Source organism: Pseudochelatococcus lubricantis (assembly GCF_042432495.1).
GTDB classification, from domain to species: domain Bacteria; phylum Pseudomonadota; class Alphaproteobacteria; order Rhizobiales; family Beijerinckiaceae; genus Pseudochelatococcus; species Pseudochelatococcus lubricantis.
The window spans coordinates 666,543-682,488 of the sequence record NZ_JBHLXC010000001.1 but is presented as its reverse complement, the minus strand read 5'-3'; the positions used below and the strand labels follow the sequence as shown (position 1 = coordinate 682,488).

The following is a 15,946-nucleotide window of genomic DNA, read 5'->3' as shown; positions in this document are numbered from 1 at the left end:
ATCGAGAAGACGTCCTCAACAGGCATCAGGAACGGCTGGTCAACAGGACGCTCAGGCTGCGGGATATACGCATCGACAGCTTCCATCAGCTTGACGATCGCGTCGTGCCCGATTTCACGGTTCGTGTCCTCAAGCGCAGCAAGCGCAGAGCCCTTGACCACAGGGATGTCGTCGCCGGGGAACTCGTACTTCGACAGAAGTTCGCGGATCTCCAGCTCAACGAGCTCAAGCAGTTCAGGATCGTCGACCTGGTCAGCCTTGTTCATGAACACAACAAGCGCCGGAACACCAACCTGACGCGCAAGCAGGATGTGTTCGCGCGTCTGAGGCATCGGGCCGTCAGCCGAAGACACCACGAGGATCGCGCCATCCATCTGCGCCGCGCCCGTGATCATGTTCTTCACGTAGTCAGCGTGGCCGGGGCAGTCAACGTGCGCGTAGTGACGGTTCGCCGTCTCGTATTCAACGTGCGACGTCGAGATCGTGATACCACGCGCCTTCTCTTCAGGCGCCTTGTCGATCTGGTCGTACGCCGTGAACGAAGCGCCGCCAACTTCCGCAAGAACCTTCGTGATCGCTGCTGTCAGCGACGTCTTGCCGTGGTCAACGTGGCCGATCGTACCGATGTTACAATGCGGCTTCGTCCGCTCAAACTTTTCCTTCGCCATCGACGTCGCTCTCTCGTCCCATCCTGAAACGACTTCTGCCCATCACAAAAGCAGACAGTCCCCGCGGTGCTCCGCCGTCCGTTGCACGTATGGCCGGGGCAGCACCGATTCCCAAACACCTCAACCCAAGCCTAGCATCCGTTCCGCCATACCTGCGAAACGGTCCGTACAGCCGTATGGAGCGGGTGAAGGGAATCGAACCCTCGTCATCAGCTTGGAAGGCTGTTGCTCTACCATTGAGCTACACCCGCACGATACAGTCAGGATGGATGGTGGAGGGGGTTGGATTCGAACCAACGTAGGCGTAGCCAACGGATTTACAGTCCGTCCCCTTTAACCACTCGGGCACCCCTCCGGCCCATCCCGCCAGACCGCCGCTCTGGAAAGCCGTCCCGGACAATCTGCCGGAGCGGCCTCCCCTTCGGCGGAAGCAGCGGGCGGTTCTTAGGGCGATGCGCTCCCCCATGTCAACACCTAATGCGAACTGGCAAAGCTTCGCGACACATGCAACCTATGCCTTTCCAGCACGAGGCAGCGCGAATGACCGAAAAAAGCTCCGGAAAACAACGCAAAGGGCCGCCGCATGGCGTGCGCGCCGACGGGCGGCCGCGCCGCGCGTCCTTTTCCCGCAAATCCCTTCGCCCGCTTGAAAACGACGCTGAGGACGGTGCGCTTCTCTATGGCTGGCACGCGGTTTCGGAGGCGCTCGCGAATCCCCGACGCGCCTTTCGCACCCTGCTCGCGACGGAAAATGCCGCGCGGCGCCTCTCCGAGGTTTTCCACAACCTTCCTATTGCCCCCACCCTCGTCAGGCCGGACGAAATCGACCGGCGCGTGGGCGCCGACGCGGTGCACCAGGGGCTGCTGCTGCACGCCGAATCGCTGCCAGCGCTGACCGTGGAGGATCTCGCGCGCGACTCGTTCATTCTCGTGCTCGACCAGATCACCGATCCGCATAATGTCGGTGCCATCGTGCGCACGGCCTGCGCCTTCGGCGTGGACGCCATCCTCACCACGGCCCGCCACAGCCCTGCCGCGACGGGCGTGCTGGCGAAGTCGGCTTCCGGCGGGCTGGAACACGTGCCGTTCGTAACCGTGCGCAATCTGGCGGGCGCTCTGCAGACGCTCTCGGAGCGCGGCTTCCTGTGCATCGGGCTGGATTCGGAAGGCGCCGAGCCACTCGCCGACATCCCCGTGCGGCGGCCGCTGGCGTTGGTGCTCGGCGCGGAGGGCAAGGGCCTGCGGCAACTGACGCGCGAACGCTGCAACGTGCTCGCGCGGCTCGACGTGCCGGGGAAGATCAAGAGCCTCAACGTCTCCAACGCCGCCGCCATCGCCCTTTACGCCGTGACGTCGCGACTCGGCGCGCCCACGGCCTGACGCGGCGGCGAGACAATATGTCGCAGTGCACCTAAGACTTTTGTCGGACGACTTATTGCTTAGGGACAACAGTTTCTGTTGTAACTATTGTTGGCGATGAATTGTCCGCATTGACGAAGCGGCATCACCCGGCCAGCCCGATCCCGCTGGCCGGAACGGCGCGGCTCGTACAACTCGGGGGCGGTTCAGGGAGATTTCCGGCAAGCCGCGCAAGACGGCGGCCGGCGATCTGGCCGGGAGCGCGGAGGCCTTCCGGTCGTCGTTCAGGAAACGCAAAGAAGGACTACTTCCATGAGCTTCGCCAGCACGACTGGTGGGGTAAAGCCCCGTGCTGCCCCCATGACGCGGGAAGAGCGCAAGGTAATCGTCGCCTCGTCGCTCGGCACCGTTTTCGAATGGTACGATTTCTATCTTTACGGCTCACTGTCGGCGATCATCGCGGCCCAATTCTTCTCGGGCGTAAACCCGACCGCCGGCTTCATCTTCGCCTTGCTCGCCTTCGCGGCGGGCTTTGCCGTGCGCCCGTTCGGCTCGCTTTTCTTCGGCCGTCTCGGCGATCTCGTCGGCCGCAAATACACATTCCTCATCACCATCGTCATCATGGGCCTGTCGACATTCATCGTCGGCCTGCTGCCCAACTATGCCTCGATCGGCATCGCGGCCCCCGTCGTCCTGATCGGCCTGCGGCTGCTGCAGGGCCTTGCGCTCGGCGGCGAGTATGGCGGCGCGGCGACCTATGTGGCCGAGCACGCCCCGACCGGGCGGCGCGGCTTCTACACCAGCTTCATCCAGACGACGGCCACACTGGGCCTGTTCCTGTCGCTGCTGGTGATTCTCGGCGTGCGCACCTGGCTCGGCGAGGAGGCGTTCGCGGCCTGGGGCTGGCGCGTGCCGTTCCTCATTTCCATCGTCCTGCTCGCGATCTCGGTATGGATTCGCACGCAGCTCGAAGAATCACCCTCCTTCAAGAAGATGAAGAGCGAGGGCACGGGCTCGAAGGCGCCGCTTTCCGAAGCCTTCGGCACGTGGAAAAATGCCAAGATCGGCCTTTACGCCCTCTTCGGCAGCACCGCCGGGCAGGCCGTGGTCTGGTACACTGGCCAATTCTACGCGCTGTTCTTCCTGACGCAGACGCTGAAAGTCGATTCGGCCACGGCCAACATCCAGATCGCCATCGCACTGGCGTTCGCCACGCCGTTCTTCCTCGTCTTCGGCTGGCTGTCGGACAAGGTCGGCCGCAAGCCTATCATCCTCGGCGGCTGCCTGCTGGCGGCCTTGCTCTACTTCCCGCTGTTCAATGCGCTCACCCGCGCCGCGAATCCGGATCTCGCCGCGGCGCAGGCCACTTCGCCGGTAACGGTCGTCGCCGATGCGTCAGAGTGCTCGTTCCAGTTCAACCCTGTCGGCACGGCGCAGTTCACATCCTCTTGCGACATCGCCAAGAGCTTCCTCGCCCGCAATTCGGTGAACTATGAGAACATCGCGGCGCCTGCCGGCACAATCGCCGCCATCCGCATCGGCGAGCGCACGTTCGAATCGTTCGACGCCCGGGCGCTTTCCGCCGAGGAACGGACGGCCCGCACGGCGCAGTTCCAGGCGGACCTCACCGCCGCCATCCGCGCCGCGGGCTATCCGGCCAAGGCCGATCCCGCCAAGATGCACTACGGCCTTACGGTTGCGATCCTGTTCGTGCTCGTGCTGCTGGTGACCATGGTCTACGGCCCGATCGCCGCCCAGCTCGTGGAGCTGTTCCCCACCCGCATCCGCTATTCGGGCATGTCGCTGCCCTATCACATCGGCAATGGCTGGTTCGGGGGCTTTCTGCCGCCCACGATCTTCGCGATGGTCGCAGCGACCGGCAACATCTACTACGGCCTGTGGTATCCCATCGCCATTGCTCTGATGACGCTGGTCATCGGCCTGCTGTTCGTGCCGGAGACCTACAAGCGCGACATCAACACCTTCGATACGTAACCGGTAAACTGATACGGCCGCACCGAAACAAGGCTGACGACAAGGGCGCCGGGGCACTTCCCGGCGCTTTTCATTATCCGCAAATCGGGAGCGCCGATCCTATGGCACGACTGCCGCCAGCTCCGCCTCCGCGGCAGGCTCCGCCAGCACGCCGCCCGTCGTAGGCGCCGCGACGCCCGTGGTGCCGGGCAGCGTCAGCGGCAGCCCGCGCAGGCTGCGCACCGCCAGATAGGCGAAGGCCTGCGCCTCCATCGCATCTCCCGACCAGCCGAGATCGTCCGCGACGATGACCTTCGCGCCGGTATTGGCACCGATGCGGCGCACGAGTTCCGCATTGTGGGCACCGCCGCCGCAGACAATCCACAGGCGTGGCGCGTGCGGCAACAGCGGGACGATGTGCGCCACCGCGCGCGCCGAGAATTCCGTCAGCGTCGCGGCGCCATCCTCCACGGAGAGCGCTGAGAGATCGGGCAAGTCAAAGGCATTGCGATCCAGCGACTTCGGCGGCGGCAGGAGGAAGAATGCGTTGTGCATCAGCCCGCTGACGACGGACTCGTTCACCTTTCCCTGACTGGCGTGGACACCGCCGCGATCGATGGGGATGCCGGTGCGCTTCAGCATGAAGTCGTCAATCAGCGCGTTGGCGGGGCCGGTGTCGCAGGCGATCAGCACGTTGTCGTCCGCCGATTCGACATAGGTGACGTTGGCGACGCCGCCAAGGTTGAGCACCGCCACCGGTCCGTCGAGGTCCGCGGCCCGCACCAGCGCCCGGTGGAAGAGCGGCACCAGCGGCGCGCCCTGCCCGCCCACGGCGACATCGGCGGCGCGGAAATCGTAAACCACCGGCACGCCGACATGCGTCGCGAGTTTCTGCCCGTCGCCGATCTGCACCGTCAGCCCGGCTTCCGGGCGATGCAGCACCGTCTGGCCGTGGAAGCCGATCAGATCGACCTCTCCGGGGTTGAACTGGCAGGACGAGAGGAAGCTGTCGATGGCCCTGATATGGCGATGCGTCACCATATCCTCGGCGTCGGCCAACTCGTCCGGGCGGGCGTCCCGGTCGGTCAGGGTCGTGGCGGTTGCTATCGCCCTGCGCAGCAACGCGCGGTCGGCCGTGTCATAGGGATGGAAGCCGGCCGGCCCCAGACGATGGATGATCTCGCCATCCGTCTCGACGAGCGCCACGTCGATGCCGTCCATCGACGTTCCGCTCATCAGGCCGATAACCCGCAATATCCCTTCCGACATGACGATCTCCAGCTGGCGCCGCCCCATCACGGCACCTTTCCATTAAAACATCTCTACCGCCACAGGCCAGCATTTCGGCGCACGCCCGCCCCGATAGCGCGATTCCCAAACCACGCCCGACCTGATATAGACCGGTGCATGCGCTCAGGCTGTGTGCGCCAAAGCCGCGCCAGCGCTGATTTTCCACCGCAAAGCCGAAAGATCGATGACAGCCTTCCGTTCCGACTTCCTCCGTGCGCTCGACGAGCGCGGTCTCATCCACCAGATTTCCGACGCCGAAGGTCTCGATGCCCTGGCGCTCGCGGGGAAGATCACGGCTTACGTGGGCTACGACCTGACGGCGCCGAGCCTGCACGTCGGCCACATGACCAACATCATGATGCTGCGCCGCCTCCAGCAGACGGGCCACAAGCCGATCGTCCTGATGGGCGGCGGCACCACGCGCATTGGCGACCCCTCCTTCCGCGACGAGGCGCGCCCGCTGCTGGACGACGCGCGGATTGAGGCCAACAAGGCCAGCATCAAGAAGGTCTTCTCGCGCTTCCTGACCTTCGGCGACGGCGCCACCGACGCCGTCATGGCCGACAACGCGGAATGGCTGGACGAGCTGAAGTACATTCCGTTCCTGCGGGATATCGGCCGGCACTTCTCCGTCAACCGCATGCTGACCTTCGAATCGGTGAAGTCGCGCCTCGACCGCGACCAGTCGCTGTCGTTCCTCGAATTCAACTACATGATCCTGCAGGCCTACGACTTCCTGGAGCTGTCGCGACGCTACGGCTGCCGCCTGCAGATGGGCGGCTCCGACCAGTGGGGCAACATCATCAACGGCATGGAACTCGGCCGGCGCATCGACAACATGCAGCTCTACGCCCTCACCTCGCCGCTGCTGACCACCGCCTCCGGCGCCAAGATGGGCAAGTCGCTGGGCGGCGCGGTGTGGCTCAACGAGGACATGCTGTCGGCCTACGAGATGTGGCAATACTGGCGCAACACGGAAGACGCCGACGTCGGCCGCTTCCTGCGCATCTTCACGGACCTGCCGCTCGGCGAGGTCGCGCGCCTCGAAGCGCTGGAAGGCGCCGAGCGTAACGAGGCCAAGAAGATCCTCGCCACCGAGGTCACGGCCATGGTGCATGGGCGCGAGGCAGCGGAGGCCGCGGCCGAGACCGCGCGCAAGACGTTCGAGGAAGGCGCGCTGGCACAGGACCTGCCGAGCCACGCCATCGCGCGCGGGCTGCTGGAGGAAGGCCTCGGCGTGCTTTCCGCCTTCGGCCCGGAACATGCCGGCCTCGTCGCTTCCACCAGCGAGGCGCGGCGGCAGATCAAGGGCGGTGGCCTCAAGGTGAACGATGTCACCGTCACGGACGAAAAGGCAAAGCTGACGTTGTCGGACCTCGCTGCCGATGGTGCGATCAAGCTTTCTCTTGGCAAGAAGAAGCATATTCTTCTGAAGATAGCGTAAAATAATTCGGAACCCGATCAGCTCCTTCCCCGTTACATGAACATCCATGACAACAGGAGGGAATAATGGCTCATCTCGATGAAACCGGCACGCTGATCGGCGCGGACAAGGTATCTGGCACGTCCGTTTACAACGCCGAGGGCGAGAACCTCGGCGCCATCCACGACATCATGATCGACAAGAAGACCGGCCGCGTCGCCTATGCGGTGATGTCGTTCGGCGGCTTTCTGGGGCTCGGCTCGGACTACCATCCCCTGCCCTGGTCCGCGCTGACCTACGATCCGCAGCAGGGCGGATACGTCGTGCATCTGACGCGCGAGCAGCTGGAAGGCGGTCCGCGCTTCGGTGAGAACGAGGCACCCCAATGGGGCGACCGCAACTACGAGAAGCGCGTGCACGACTATTACGGCATCGGGCCGTACTGGATGTAACACCATCCCTCGATGGGCATGACTTGCCCTCGATGGGCATGACCTGTCGAGGAGCGCTTAAGCCCATACGACGCTTGAGCAGAACCCACGCGCGAGCGGTCGAGCGCCGGGAGCGTTGATATAACGCCCGTCAGTTCGGTGCGTAGAGCCTGCGGGCGGCCTCACGGAGCGCCGCCCGCGATTCGTCGTGGGCGTAGAACATGTGCCCGCCCTTCAAAACCTCCAGCGCCACGCGGCCTTTGGCAGCGTCCCGCGCGCCGAGCGCCGCCAGGCGGTCGAGCGCGAGCTGGCTGTCGAAATAGGGCGTGACCAGATCGGTCGCGCCATGCACCACGAGCGCGCCGAGATGGGGATCGAGCGCGAGAGCGCTGCGCAGGTCGTCGACCGCCTCCGGCTGGCGGCTGCGCGTGGCGCCCCAGTTCCAGTTCGCTGACACCTCGCGGCTCAGCAGCCGGTAGGGCGTGTCCACGCGCCAGCCCACGGTGCGGTTCAGGAAATCCACGGCCGCGCTGGTGAGGGACGCGATGCCGGCATCGAGAATCGGATCCTCCAGATCCGAGGACGGATCGTAGGGCACGGGATCGAGGCCGAGGACCAGCCCGTCGTAGAGGCTCGCCACGGATTCGCTGCCGCGGCCGAGTTCGCGCACGATGTCGACGATGTCGAGCCGCCCGGCGCGGCGCTCCACAAAGCTGCGGTCGAGCCCGGTGAACTGCGTCACCCGATCCACGATTCGCGCCACCGCCGCGGCATCGCGCGGGCCGCGCAGCAGATCGACCACATAGTCGCCGCGCGCATAGCCCTCCACCGCCGCCAGCGCCTCGCGCGTGAAGGGCTCGCCCTTCAGCTCGCGGTGCAGCGCGGCCAGCGACGGCAGCCGGGCGGCAAAGGCGAGCGGGGCGCCATCGCCGCCTCCCTGCGTCTGGAAGTCGAGCACGGGCGAGATCATCACGATGCCGGAGATGCCGACTCCCTCGTGCGTCTGCAGGCGGCGGGCGAGCTTGGGCACGCGGAAACCGCCGTAGCTCTCGCCCACCAGAAACTTCGGCGACGTCATCCGGTCGTGTTCGGTCAGATAGCGGCGGACGACGTTGGCGAGCGCGCTGATATCGCCGTCGACCGACCACAGCGACCGCTTCAGTTCCGCGCTGTCGTTGACGAAGCGGCTGTAGCCGGTGCCAACCGGGTCGATGAACACCAGATCGGTGAAATCGAGCCATGTCTGGGGGTTGTCGACCAGCACCGGCGGCGCGGAGGGCCCCTCCCCCGTGTTGCCGAACGACAGCCGCTTCGGCCCCAGCGCGCCGAAGTTCAGATAGGCCGAGGCCGCGCCCGGCCCGCCGTTGAAGGCGAACGTCACCGGGCGTTCCTGCGCCGGCTGCCCTTCGATGGTGTAGGCGACGAAGCCGACTTCCGCCTGCGGCTCGCCCGCCTCGTTGCGCAGCACGATGCTGCCCGCCGTCACCTGATAGTCGCGCCGCTCCCCGCCGATCGCCGCCGATTGGCTGACGGTGACGCGCGCGGGCAAGCGCAGCGCATCGTCGCCGGGCGGGCGTCTCTGCTCCTGCTGCCGGGGCTGCTGCGCCATCGGCGCGGAAGCAGGCGCGGCCATCACCAGCGCGGCCAGAGCGGCAACGGACAGAAGGCGCAACGTCATCGGCATCCCTTTCCTGATCCTAACCCTTCCTGATCCATCGGCCGGCCTCGTCCTGCTGCCAGTAGGTCGCGGCAAAGCCCATGGCGCGCACCTTGCGCCACTCGTCCCGTGCGCGGGCAAGCGCCGCATCGTCATTGCCGTCGAACATCAGCACGATGCGCGCATAGCTCCCGGCGTCGTCGGCGATCCCCGCGCCATCGACTAGGAAGCGCACGTCGGCGCGGTTCAGGTTGGCGTGCTGGCGCGTCAGCAGCACCGGCTCGTCCGCGCAATCGGCGGCCTGGTCGGTGCCGTGCGGCAGGAAGCTGTCGTCGCGCCAGATCCACAGATGGTCGTCGAGCGCCGTGAGCCGTTCGGCATCCGGCACCTCGATGGCCACCCGCCAGCCGCGCGCGAGGCTCTTTTCGACGAGCGTCGGCAGCACCGCTTCGAGCGGCTGGCGTTGCAGATGATAGAACAGGATGTCGGTCATCGGGCCTCGTAATGGTCCCGCACCAGCCGGTCGAGCAGCCGCACACCCCAGCCCGATCCCCAGGACCGGTTGGTGTCGGTCTGCTTCGCGGCCATGCCGGTGCCGGCGATGTCGAGATGCGCCCACGGTGCGTCGTTGACGAATCGCTTCAGAAACTGAGCCGCCGTGATGGAGCCGGCATTGCGCCCGCCGGTGTTTTTCACGTCCGCTACCTTCGAATCGATCAGCTTGTCGTATTCGGGCTGCAGCGGCAGCCGCCACACAGTCTCGCCCGTCGCCTTGCCCGCCTCGCCGAGGCGCGCGGCCAGCTCGTCGCTGTTCGAGAACAGGCCCGCGTTCTCCTGCCCGAGCGCGACGATGATGGCGCCCGTGAGCGTGGCGAGATTGACGATGAACTGCGGCTGGAAGCGCGCCTGCGTGTACCAGAGCACGTCGGCGAGCACGAGGCGCCCCTCGGCGTCCGTGTTGATGACCTCGATGGTCTGGCCCGACAGCGAGGTGACGATGTCGCCAGGCCGCTGCGCCTTGCCGTCCGGCATGTTCTCGACGAGGCCGACGACGCCGACGGCGTTCACCTTCGCCTTACGGGTGGCGAGCGCATGGATGAGGCCGATCACGGCCGCCGCGCCTGCCATGTCGCCCTTCATGTCCTCCATGTTGGCGGCAGGCTTGATGGAGATGCCGCCGGTGTCGAAGGTCACGCCCTTGCCGACGAAGGCGACGGGCTTCTCATCCGCGCCGGCGCCATTCCAGCGCAGCACCACCACCTGACTTTCGGCGCGCGAGCCCTGTCCCACGGCGACCAGTGCGCCGAAGCCGAGCGCCTTCAGTTCCTTCTCGCCGAGAACCTCGACTGCGACATCGAGCTTCGCCAGTTCGCCCGCGCGGCGCGCGAACTCTTCCGGATAGAGCACGTTGGCCGGCTCGTTCACGAGATCGCGCGCGAGGCAGACGCCCTCGGCGACGGCCTTCGCCGCCTTGCGGGCCGCCCGCGCGGCGTCCGGCCCCGCGAGGTGCACCACGACCTCGGCAGGCGACGCCTCCTGCTCGTCTTCCTCCTTCTTCTTCGTCTTGTAGCGGTCGAAGCGGTAGGCACGCAGCCGCAGGCCGAGCGAAAAGTCGCCGGCGGCCTCCGGCGAGGGCGAAAAGTCGCCCGGCAGGTCGAACAGGATGTGCGCCTGCGCACCTGCGATCTTGCCGAGCACCGCACCGCCGAGGCGCGCCCAGTCGGTCGCGGGGATATCCTTCGCGGCGCCAAGGCCCACGACGACGAGCCGGTCGGCCGCGATACCCTGCGGCGCGGCCAGCACAAGCGTGGACCGCGCGGCGCCCTTGAATTTCTCGATCTGTGCCGCGCGCTGCACCAGCGCCAGCCCCGCTTCCCCGAGCCACGCGGCGGCCGCGGCCGATACGGACAGCGCGTCGTCGGCGAACACCACCACCTCGCCCCCTTCAGGGCGTTCCAGAGACTTGAATTCAACCTTGATACGGCCGGTCATAAAATCCTCGCAGAAGCGTCACGATCTGATTGTATCGCGATCAGAGCATTTTCGGAGGCAGCCGTCACCATCCGCGTCCGGAAATGCCCTGAATTGTCGCCCTCCCCGGCCGGCGGCGCGGGCGTCTGCTCCGCCGGGTCATGGCCGCGTCAGCGTGCAACCTTGCCGAACGGGCCCGGAGGCATTAGTTCGGAGGTGTCCGCGAAGCTCGTCGTGCGTCCGGAACGGTGTCCCGTCTTTTCAGGCCGCCTCCGCGCGCGGTTCAACGGTAATATGATGACTTTGATCGAACGCTACATTCTGCGCAACGTGACGGTGGCGTTCGTCGCCTGCTTTCTGGCGCTGACGCTCGTCATCTGGATCACGCAGATCCTGCGCCAGCTCGATCTCGTCACCGGCCAGGGCCAGACGCTCGGCATCTTCATGGTGGTGACGCTGTTGTCGCTGCCGGCTCTCGTGGTCATCATCGCGCCCGTCGCGCTGTTCATCGCCACGATCTACGCGCTGAACAAGCTCAACGGCGATTCGGAACTGATCGTGATGAGCGCGGCCGGCGTCGCGCCGGCGCGTCTGCTGCGCCCCTTCGCCGCGCTCGGAACCGCGATCTTCATGATCGTCGCCGCGATGACGCTCTATCTGATGCCGCAGAGTTTCAACACCCTGCGCGACCTCATCACCCAGATTCGCGCGGACTTCGTCTCTAATATCGTCAAGGAAGGGCAGTTCACGACGCTCGATTCCGGCATCACCTTCCACTACCGTGAGAAGGCGGGTGACTCGCTGCTCGGCATCTTCATGCAGGACGAGCGCAACCCCGAGAAGATCGCGGTCTACATCGCCGAGCGCGGCCAGACGGTGACCGTCGGCAACGACAGCTTCCTCGTGCTTGAAAACGGTTCCGTGCAGCAGCAGGAAAAGGGCAGCCGCGACGCCGCCATCGTCACCTTCCAGCGCTACGCGCTCAACCTGTCGGTGTTCGCCGCGAGCGAGGCAGAGACGGTCTACCGCCCGCGCGAGCGCTCCACCGCCTATCTGCTGTCGCCCGACCCCGAGGACCCCGTTTACAAGTACCAGACAGGGCGCTTCCGCGCGGAGCTGCACGACCGCTTTTCCGCGCCGCTCTATTGCATCTCCTTCCTGCTGATCGCCTTCGCGGCGCTCGGCGAGGCACGCACCACCCGGCAGGGGCGCGGCGTGGCCATCGCGGCGGCGGTGGTGGCGGTCGGGCTCGTGCGCATTCTCGGCTTCTTCGCTTCCAGCGCCGTGGTGCGTGAGCCGCTGGCCGTGGCGGGCATCTACGGCGCGCCGCTCGTTTCGAGCCTCATCGCGCTGCTCATCATCTTCGAAGGCGCGCGCGTGCGCGGCCTCATGGGCGCGTTTCTGCGCGGGCGCCGGGCAGCGACGCCGGCAGCGGCGGCGGGAGGCGCATAATCATGTTGATCGGTCCCACGCTCGGGCGCTATTTCGGCCGGCGCTTCCTTCTCACCATCGGCACCGTGTTCGGCACCGTGTTCGTGCTCGTCTATACGCTCGATTTCGTCGAGCTGATGCGCCGCGCCGGCGAGGCGCCGGGCGCCTCCGCGCATGTCATGGCGTGGCTGTCGTTCCTGCGCACGCCCTCCGTCACGGAAGAGGTGCTGCCCTTCGCCGTGCTCTTCGGCAGCATCGCGACCCTGCTCAACCTGAGCCGGCGGCTCGAACTCGTCATCGCCCGCTCGGTCGGCGTCTCGGCCTGGGGCTTCCTGCAGCCGCCCGTCATCGTCGCCCTGCTACTCGGTGTCGTGTCCGTGACGTTGTACAACCCGCTGTCCGCCAGCCTGCGCCAGCGCGCCGCGACGCTTGAGGCAACCGTCTTCTCGCAGGGGGCGGCGCCCGGCCGCGAAAACATCTGGATTCGCCAGAAAAGCGTCGACGGGCAGGCGATTCTGCGGGCTAGTTCGGCCATCGACGAAACCGCCACTCTCATGAACGTGACCGTGTTCCTGTTCGACGGGAACGGCGGCTTTCAGGAGCGGATCGAGGCCGCGAGCGCCAAGCTCTACGACGGCCACTGGGAGCTTGAGAAAGCCCGCGTCATGACGCTGGACGAGGAGCCGCAGGCCTACGACACCTATCTCCTCGCCACGACGCTGGCACCGGCGCAGGTCCGCCAGTCCTTCACCAACGCCAGTTCCGTGTCCTTCTGGGACCTGCCGGGCCTCATCGAGCGGACGGAGCAGGCCGGCCTCGATGCCCGGCCCTATCGCCTGCAATACGAGGTGCTGCTGGCGCGGCCGCTGCTGCTCGTCGCGATGGTTCTGGTCGCCGCTTCCGTTTCTTTAAGGTTCTTTCGATTTGGTGGTGTGGCGAAACTCGTTCTGGGTGGCGTCGCGGCAGGCTTCGTGCTTTATGTGGTGACGGAGATCATGCAGGATTTGGGTGGCGCGGGGATCCTCTCGCCAACCATAGCGGCATGGTTTTCCGGGGTCGTCGGCAGCTTGCTGGGCGTCCTCGCGCTACTGTATCAGGAAGACGGCTGAGAGCGGCGGCCGTCGAAAAAACATCATCGGGCGCTACCGGAGTCCGGCTTGCGTCATGAAGATGTGGCAGGATGCGGTCGCAGCGTTCGTGTATTTGTGTGTCCCAGTTGCAGGAGTGCGCGTTTGAGCCTCGGTAAAGTCGTCCGCATCGCGATCGTCTCCGCCCTCGGCGCAACCGTTCTGCCCGTGTCGGTGGCGCACGCCCAGCAAACCCTGAACGAACGCTTCGCGGCCGCGAACGCGCGTTCGGACAACGACCGCCTTGTCGTCGACGCCAACGAGATCGTCTACGACAACGACCGCAACACCGTTTCCGCCGTCGGCAACGTCAGCCTCTACTATCAGGGCCGCAGCCTGCAGGCGGACCGCGTCACCTACGATCGCAACACCAGCCGTGTGCTGGCCCAGGGCAACGCGCAACTGCGCGAGACCGACGGTACGGTCGCGAGCGGCGACCGGTTCGAACTGACCGACGATTTCCGCGCGGGCTTCATCGATTCGCTGCATGTCGAGACCTCGGATAACACGCGCTTCTCCGCACCACGCGCCGAGCGCAGCGACGGCGAGACGACGACGTTCAGCAAGGGTACCTACACGGCCTGCGAGGCCTGCAAGAAGGACCCGTCGCGCCCTCCCCTGTGGCAGGTGAAGGCGGCGCGCATCATCCACGACAACAGCGAGCAGATGATCTACTACGAGGATGCACGCCTCGAGTTCTACGGCATCCCGCTCGCCTACATCCCCTATTTCTCGACGCCCGATCCCACGGTGCGCCGCAAGACCGGGTTTCTGGCGCCGCGCTACTCCTACTCCTCGGCAACGGGCTTCGGCATCGCGACGCCGTTCTTCTGGGCGATCGCGCCGGACTACGACCTCACCCTCACACCCAAGTTCCTGACCAAGCAGGGCGTGCTCGGCCAGGCGGAGTGGCGCCAGCGTTTCCTGTCCGGCTCCTATAACATCCGCGCGACGGGCATCTTCCAGCAGGACGACAGCGTCTTTCTCGAATCGCCCTACGGCCCACGGGACCGCGATTTCCGCGGCTCCATCGAGACAAGCGGCCGCTTCGACATCAACCGCTACTGGCACTGGGGCTGGGACATCGCGCTGCTGACGGACAAGTGGTTCCTCGACAACTACAACATCCGCAGCGAAAGCCTGACCAACACCTTCTTCAAGGAATCGACGTCGACCGCCTTCCTGCAAGGACGCAGCGACGACGCCTTTTTCGATCTGCGCGGCTACTACTTCAAGACGCTGTCGCAGGACGACTGGCAGAAGCAGCAGCCCGTCGTCGCGCCGACGCTCGACTATAACCGCCGCTTCAAGGGGCCTGGCCGAATCGGTGGCGAGTTCGAACTCGACTTCAACCTCACCAACCTGTCGCGCGAGGCCGCGCAGTACCACGCCGTTCCTGGCGAGGTCGGCAGCTATTTCCCGCAGGGCATGCCCTACCAGACGTGCGCGGTGTTCGACCGCGACCATTGCCTCGTGCGCGGCATCGGCGGCCGCTACACGCGCATATCGACGAGCCTGAACTGGCGGCGTGATTTCATCGACCCGCTCGGGCAGGTATGGCAGCCCTTCGCCGGGTTGCGCGTCGACGGCTTCGCCCGCAGCCTGAACGCGACGCGCTTCCAGAACGGTGAGATCGGCAACTTCCTCAACACAAACGGCAACGACACCATCACCTCGCGCGTCACGCCGACGGTGGGTCTGGAATACCGCTTCCCCTTCGTGGCAACCACCGAAAGCTGGGGCACGCACACGCTGGAGCCCATCGCCCAGATCGTCGCGCGGCCGAACGAAACCCGCATCGGCCAGTTGCCGAACGAGGATTCGCAAAGCGTGGTGTTCGACGACACCAACCTGTTTTCGTGGAACAAGTTCGGCGGCTACGACCGCGCCGAGGGCGGCGTGCGTGCAAATGTCGGTCTGAAGTATTCCGTCCAGACCGATGCCGGCGCCTACGGGCAAGCGCTTTTCGGCCAGTCCTTCCATCTGGGCGGGCGTAACTCCTACCGCCAGTACGACATCGCTCACGCGGGGAGCGATTCGGGGCTTGAGGACTCGCGCTCGGACTATGTCGCCGGCCTTTACATCGCCCCGCGGCAGGGCCTGTCCTTCCTCGGCCATGCGCGCTTCGACGAAGCGGACTTTTCGGTCAACCGGCTGGATGCGCAGGCGAACGCCTCATTCGGCCGGCTGAACGCCGGTCTCGTCTTCGCCCGTTATGAGGCGCAGCCCGATCTTGGCTATGCCTACCGGCGGACCGGCCTTGGCCCCAACGCCTCGATGAAGCTGACTGACAACTGGTCCGTGAAGGGCTCCGTCCTGTTCGACCTCGATCGCGACAAGCAGAACCGTTACAGGTATCTCGCGGGGTTGACGGACAAGCTCAAGACGTCCAAGGCCTGGACAGCCGCCAACATGTCGCTCGGCGTCACCTATCAGGACGAATGCGTGGTGCTCGACGTGACCTATACCTCCAGCCTGAAGGACAGGTCATCGGGCACGAAGCGCTCCGATTCCGCCGTCATGGTGCGGCTTGAGTTGCGCACGCTCGGCGAGATCAGCTTCTCGCAGGACGTCAGCAGCAACTCCTCCTCGGACGGCGTCGCCCAGTAAGCACC

At 65.7% G+C, this 15,946-nt stretch carries 12 protein-coding genes and 2 tRNA genes; 7 read left to right on the top strand and 7 right to left on the bottom strand.

Annotation, left to right across the window (positions count from 1 at the left end; translation table 11 throughout):
• The 3 genes from ACFFJ7_RS02925 to ACFFJ7_RS02915 all read right to left on the bottom strand — a co-directional run.
• Nucleotides 1–668: GTP-binding protein (locus ACFFJ7_RS02925; protein WP_377590705.1), on the bottom strand; the 668-nt coding region annotated here is incomplete at its 3' end.
• A gap of 177 nt (nt 669–845) precedes the next feature.
• Nucleotides 846–919, bottom strand: a tRNA-Gly gene (locus ACFFJ7_RS02920).
• Between the two features lie 19 nt (nt 920–938).
• Nucleotides 939–1,023: transfer RNA gene (locus ACFFJ7_RS02915), tRNA-Tyr, on the bottom strand.
• A 185-nt stretch (nt 1,024–1,208) separates the two neighbouring features.
• Here ACFFJ7_RS02915 and rlmB point away from each other — a divergent pair.
• Nucleotides 1,209–2,048 carry a 23S rRNA (guanosine(2251)-2'-O)-methyltransferase RlmB gene (gene rlmB, locus ACFFJ7_RS02910; protein ID WP_246225108.1) on the top strand — a complete coding sequence of 280 codons (840 nt, stop codon included), beginning with the start codon at nt 1,209–1,211 and terminating at the stop codon, nt 2,046–2,048.
• 291 nt (nt 2,049–2,339) lie between these two features.
• Entirely contained in the window at nt 2,340–4,022 is a 1,683-nt protein-coding gene (locus ACFFJ7_RS02905) for an MFS transporter (protein ID WP_377590704.1), read from the top strand.
• A gap of 99 nt (nt 4,023–4,121) precedes the next feature.
• Here the strand turns inward: ACFFJ7_RS02905 and ACFFJ7_RS02900 are convergent, their stop codons facing one another.
• Nucleotides 4,122–5,297 carry an anhydro-N-acetylmuramic acid kinase gene (locus tag ACFFJ7_RS02900; RefSeq protein ID WP_377590703.1) on the bottom strand — a complete coding sequence of 392 codons (1,176 nt, stop codon included), beginning with the start codon at nt 5,295–5,297 and terminating at the stop codon, nt 4,122–4,124.
• A gap of 178 nt (nt 5,298–5,475) precedes the next feature.
• Here ACFFJ7_RS02900 and tyrS point away from each other — a divergent pair, with 178 nt between their 5' ends.
• Nucleotides 5,476–6,735 carry a tyrosine--tRNA ligase gene (gene tyrS / locus ACFFJ7_RS02895; protein WP_166949819.1) on the top strand — a complete coding sequence of 420 codons (1,260 nt, stop codon included), beginning with the start codon at nt 5,476–5,478 and terminating at the stop codon, nt 6,733–6,735.
• A gap of 65 nt (nt 6,736–6,800) precedes the next feature.
• The gene (locus ACFFJ7_RS02890) at nt 6,801–7,166 is read left to right on the top strand and encodes a PRC-barrel domain-containing protein (protein WP_377590702.1); all 366 of its coding nucleotides are present in this window, start codon (nt 6,801–6,803) and stop codon (nt 7,164–7,166) included.
• Between the two features lie 130 nt (nt 7,167–7,296).
• On the opposite strand, the gene ACFFJ7_RS02885 is transcribed toward ACFFJ7_RS02890, so the two are convergent.
• Genes ACFFJ7_RS02885 through ACFFJ7_RS02875 form a run of 3 tightly spaced genes read right to left on the bottom strand, consistent with a single transcriptional unit; the run spans nt 7,297 to nt 10,794 of the window.
• Nucleotides 7,297–8,823 carry a S10 family peptidase gene (locus ACFFJ7_RS02885; protein ID WP_377590701.1) on the bottom strand — a complete coding sequence of 509 codons (1,527 nt, stop codon included), beginning with the start codon at nt 8,821–8,823 and terminating at the stop codon, nt 7,297–7,299.
• 19 nt (nt 8,824–8,842) lie between these two features.
• A complete protein-coding gene (locus ACFFJ7_RS02880) occupies nt 8,843–9,295 on the bottom strand; it encodes a DNA polymerase III subunit chi (RefSeq protein ID WP_166949813.1) in 453 nt (150 codons plus the stop codon).
• Nucleotides 9,292–10,794 (bottom strand): leucyl aminopeptidase, encoded by a 1,503-nt coding sequence (locus ACFFJ7_RS02875; protein ID WP_166949811.1) that lies wholly within the window; start codon nt 10,792–10,794, stop codon nt 9,292–9,294. Before ACFFJ7_RS02875 ends, ACFFJ7_RS02880 begins: the two co-directional genes overlap by 4 nt.
• Before the next feature lie 276 nt (nt 10,795–11,070).
• On the opposite strand from ACFFJ7_RS02875, the gene lptF reads away from it, so the two are divergent.
• The 3 genes from lptF to ACFFJ7_RS02860 all read left to right on the top strand — a co-directional run bounded on the left by lptF (nt 11,071) and on the right by ACFFJ7_RS02860 (nt 15,941).
• Entirely contained in the window at nt 11,071–12,225 is a 1,155-nt protein-coding gene (gene lptF, locus ACFFJ7_RS02870) for an LPS export ABC transporter permease LptF (protein ID WP_166949808.1), read from the top strand.
• Nucleotides 12,226–12,227: 2 nt separating this feature from the next.
• Entirely contained in the window at nt 12,228–13,313 is a 1,086-nt protein-coding gene (lptG, locus tag ACFFJ7_RS02865) for an LPS export ABC transporter permease LptG (RefSeq protein ID WP_166949806.1), read from the top strand.
• A gap of 123 nt (nt 13,314–13,436) precedes the next feature.
• The gene (locus tag ACFFJ7_RS02860; protein ID WP_246225104.1) at nt 13,437–15,941 is read left to right on the top strand and encodes an LPS-assembly protein LptD; all 2,505 of its coding nucleotides are present in this window, start codon (nt 13,437–13,439) and stop codon (nt 15,939–15,941) included.
• The last annotated feature ends 5 nt before the right edge of the window (nt 15,942–15,946 follow it).

Excerpts from the sequence above, each read along its gene's own strand:
- ACFFJ7_RS02880 (WP_166949813.1), bottom strand. The coding sequence starts at position 9,295 with ATGACCGACATCCTGTTCTATCATCTGCAACGCCAGCCGCTCGAAGCG.
- tyrS (WP_166949819.1), top strand. The coding sequence starts at position 5,476 with ATGACAGCCTTCCGTTCCGACTTCCTCCGTGCGCTCGACGAGCGCGGT.
- lptG (WP_166949806.1), top strand. The coding sequence starts at position 12,228 with ATGTTGATCGGTCCCACGCTCGGGCGCTATTTCGGCCGGCGCTTCCTT.
- ACFFJ7_RS02885 (WP_377590701.1), bottom strand. The coding sequence starts at position 8,823 with ATGACGTTGCGCCTTCTGTCCGTTGCCGCTCTGGCCGCGCTGGTGATG.
- ACFFJ7_RS02900 (WP_377590703.1), bottom strand. The coding sequence starts at position 5,297 with ATGGGGCGGCGCCAGCTGGAGATCGTCATGTCGGAAGGGATATTGCGG.
- rlmB (WP_246225108.1), top strand. The coding sequence starts at position 1,209 with ATGACCGAAAAAAGCTCCGGAAAACAACGCAAAGGGCCGCCGCATGGC.
- ACFFJ7_RS02905 (WP_377590704.1), top strand. The coding sequence starts at position 2,340 with ATGAGCTTCGCCAGCACGACTGGTGGGGTAAAGCCCCGTGCTGCCCCC.
- lptF (WP_166949808.1), top strand. The coding sequence starts at position 11,071 with ATGACTTTGATCGAACGCTACATTCTGCGCAACGTGACGGTGGCGTTC.
- ACFFJ7_RS02890 (WP_377590702.1), top strand. The coding sequence starts at position 6,801 with ATGGCTCATCTCGATGAAACCGGCACGCTGATCGGCGCGGACAAGGTA.
- ACFFJ7_RS02875 (WP_166949811.1), bottom strand. The coding sequence starts at position 10,794 with ATGACCGGCCGTATCAAGGTTGAATTCAAGTCTCTGGAACGCCCTGAA.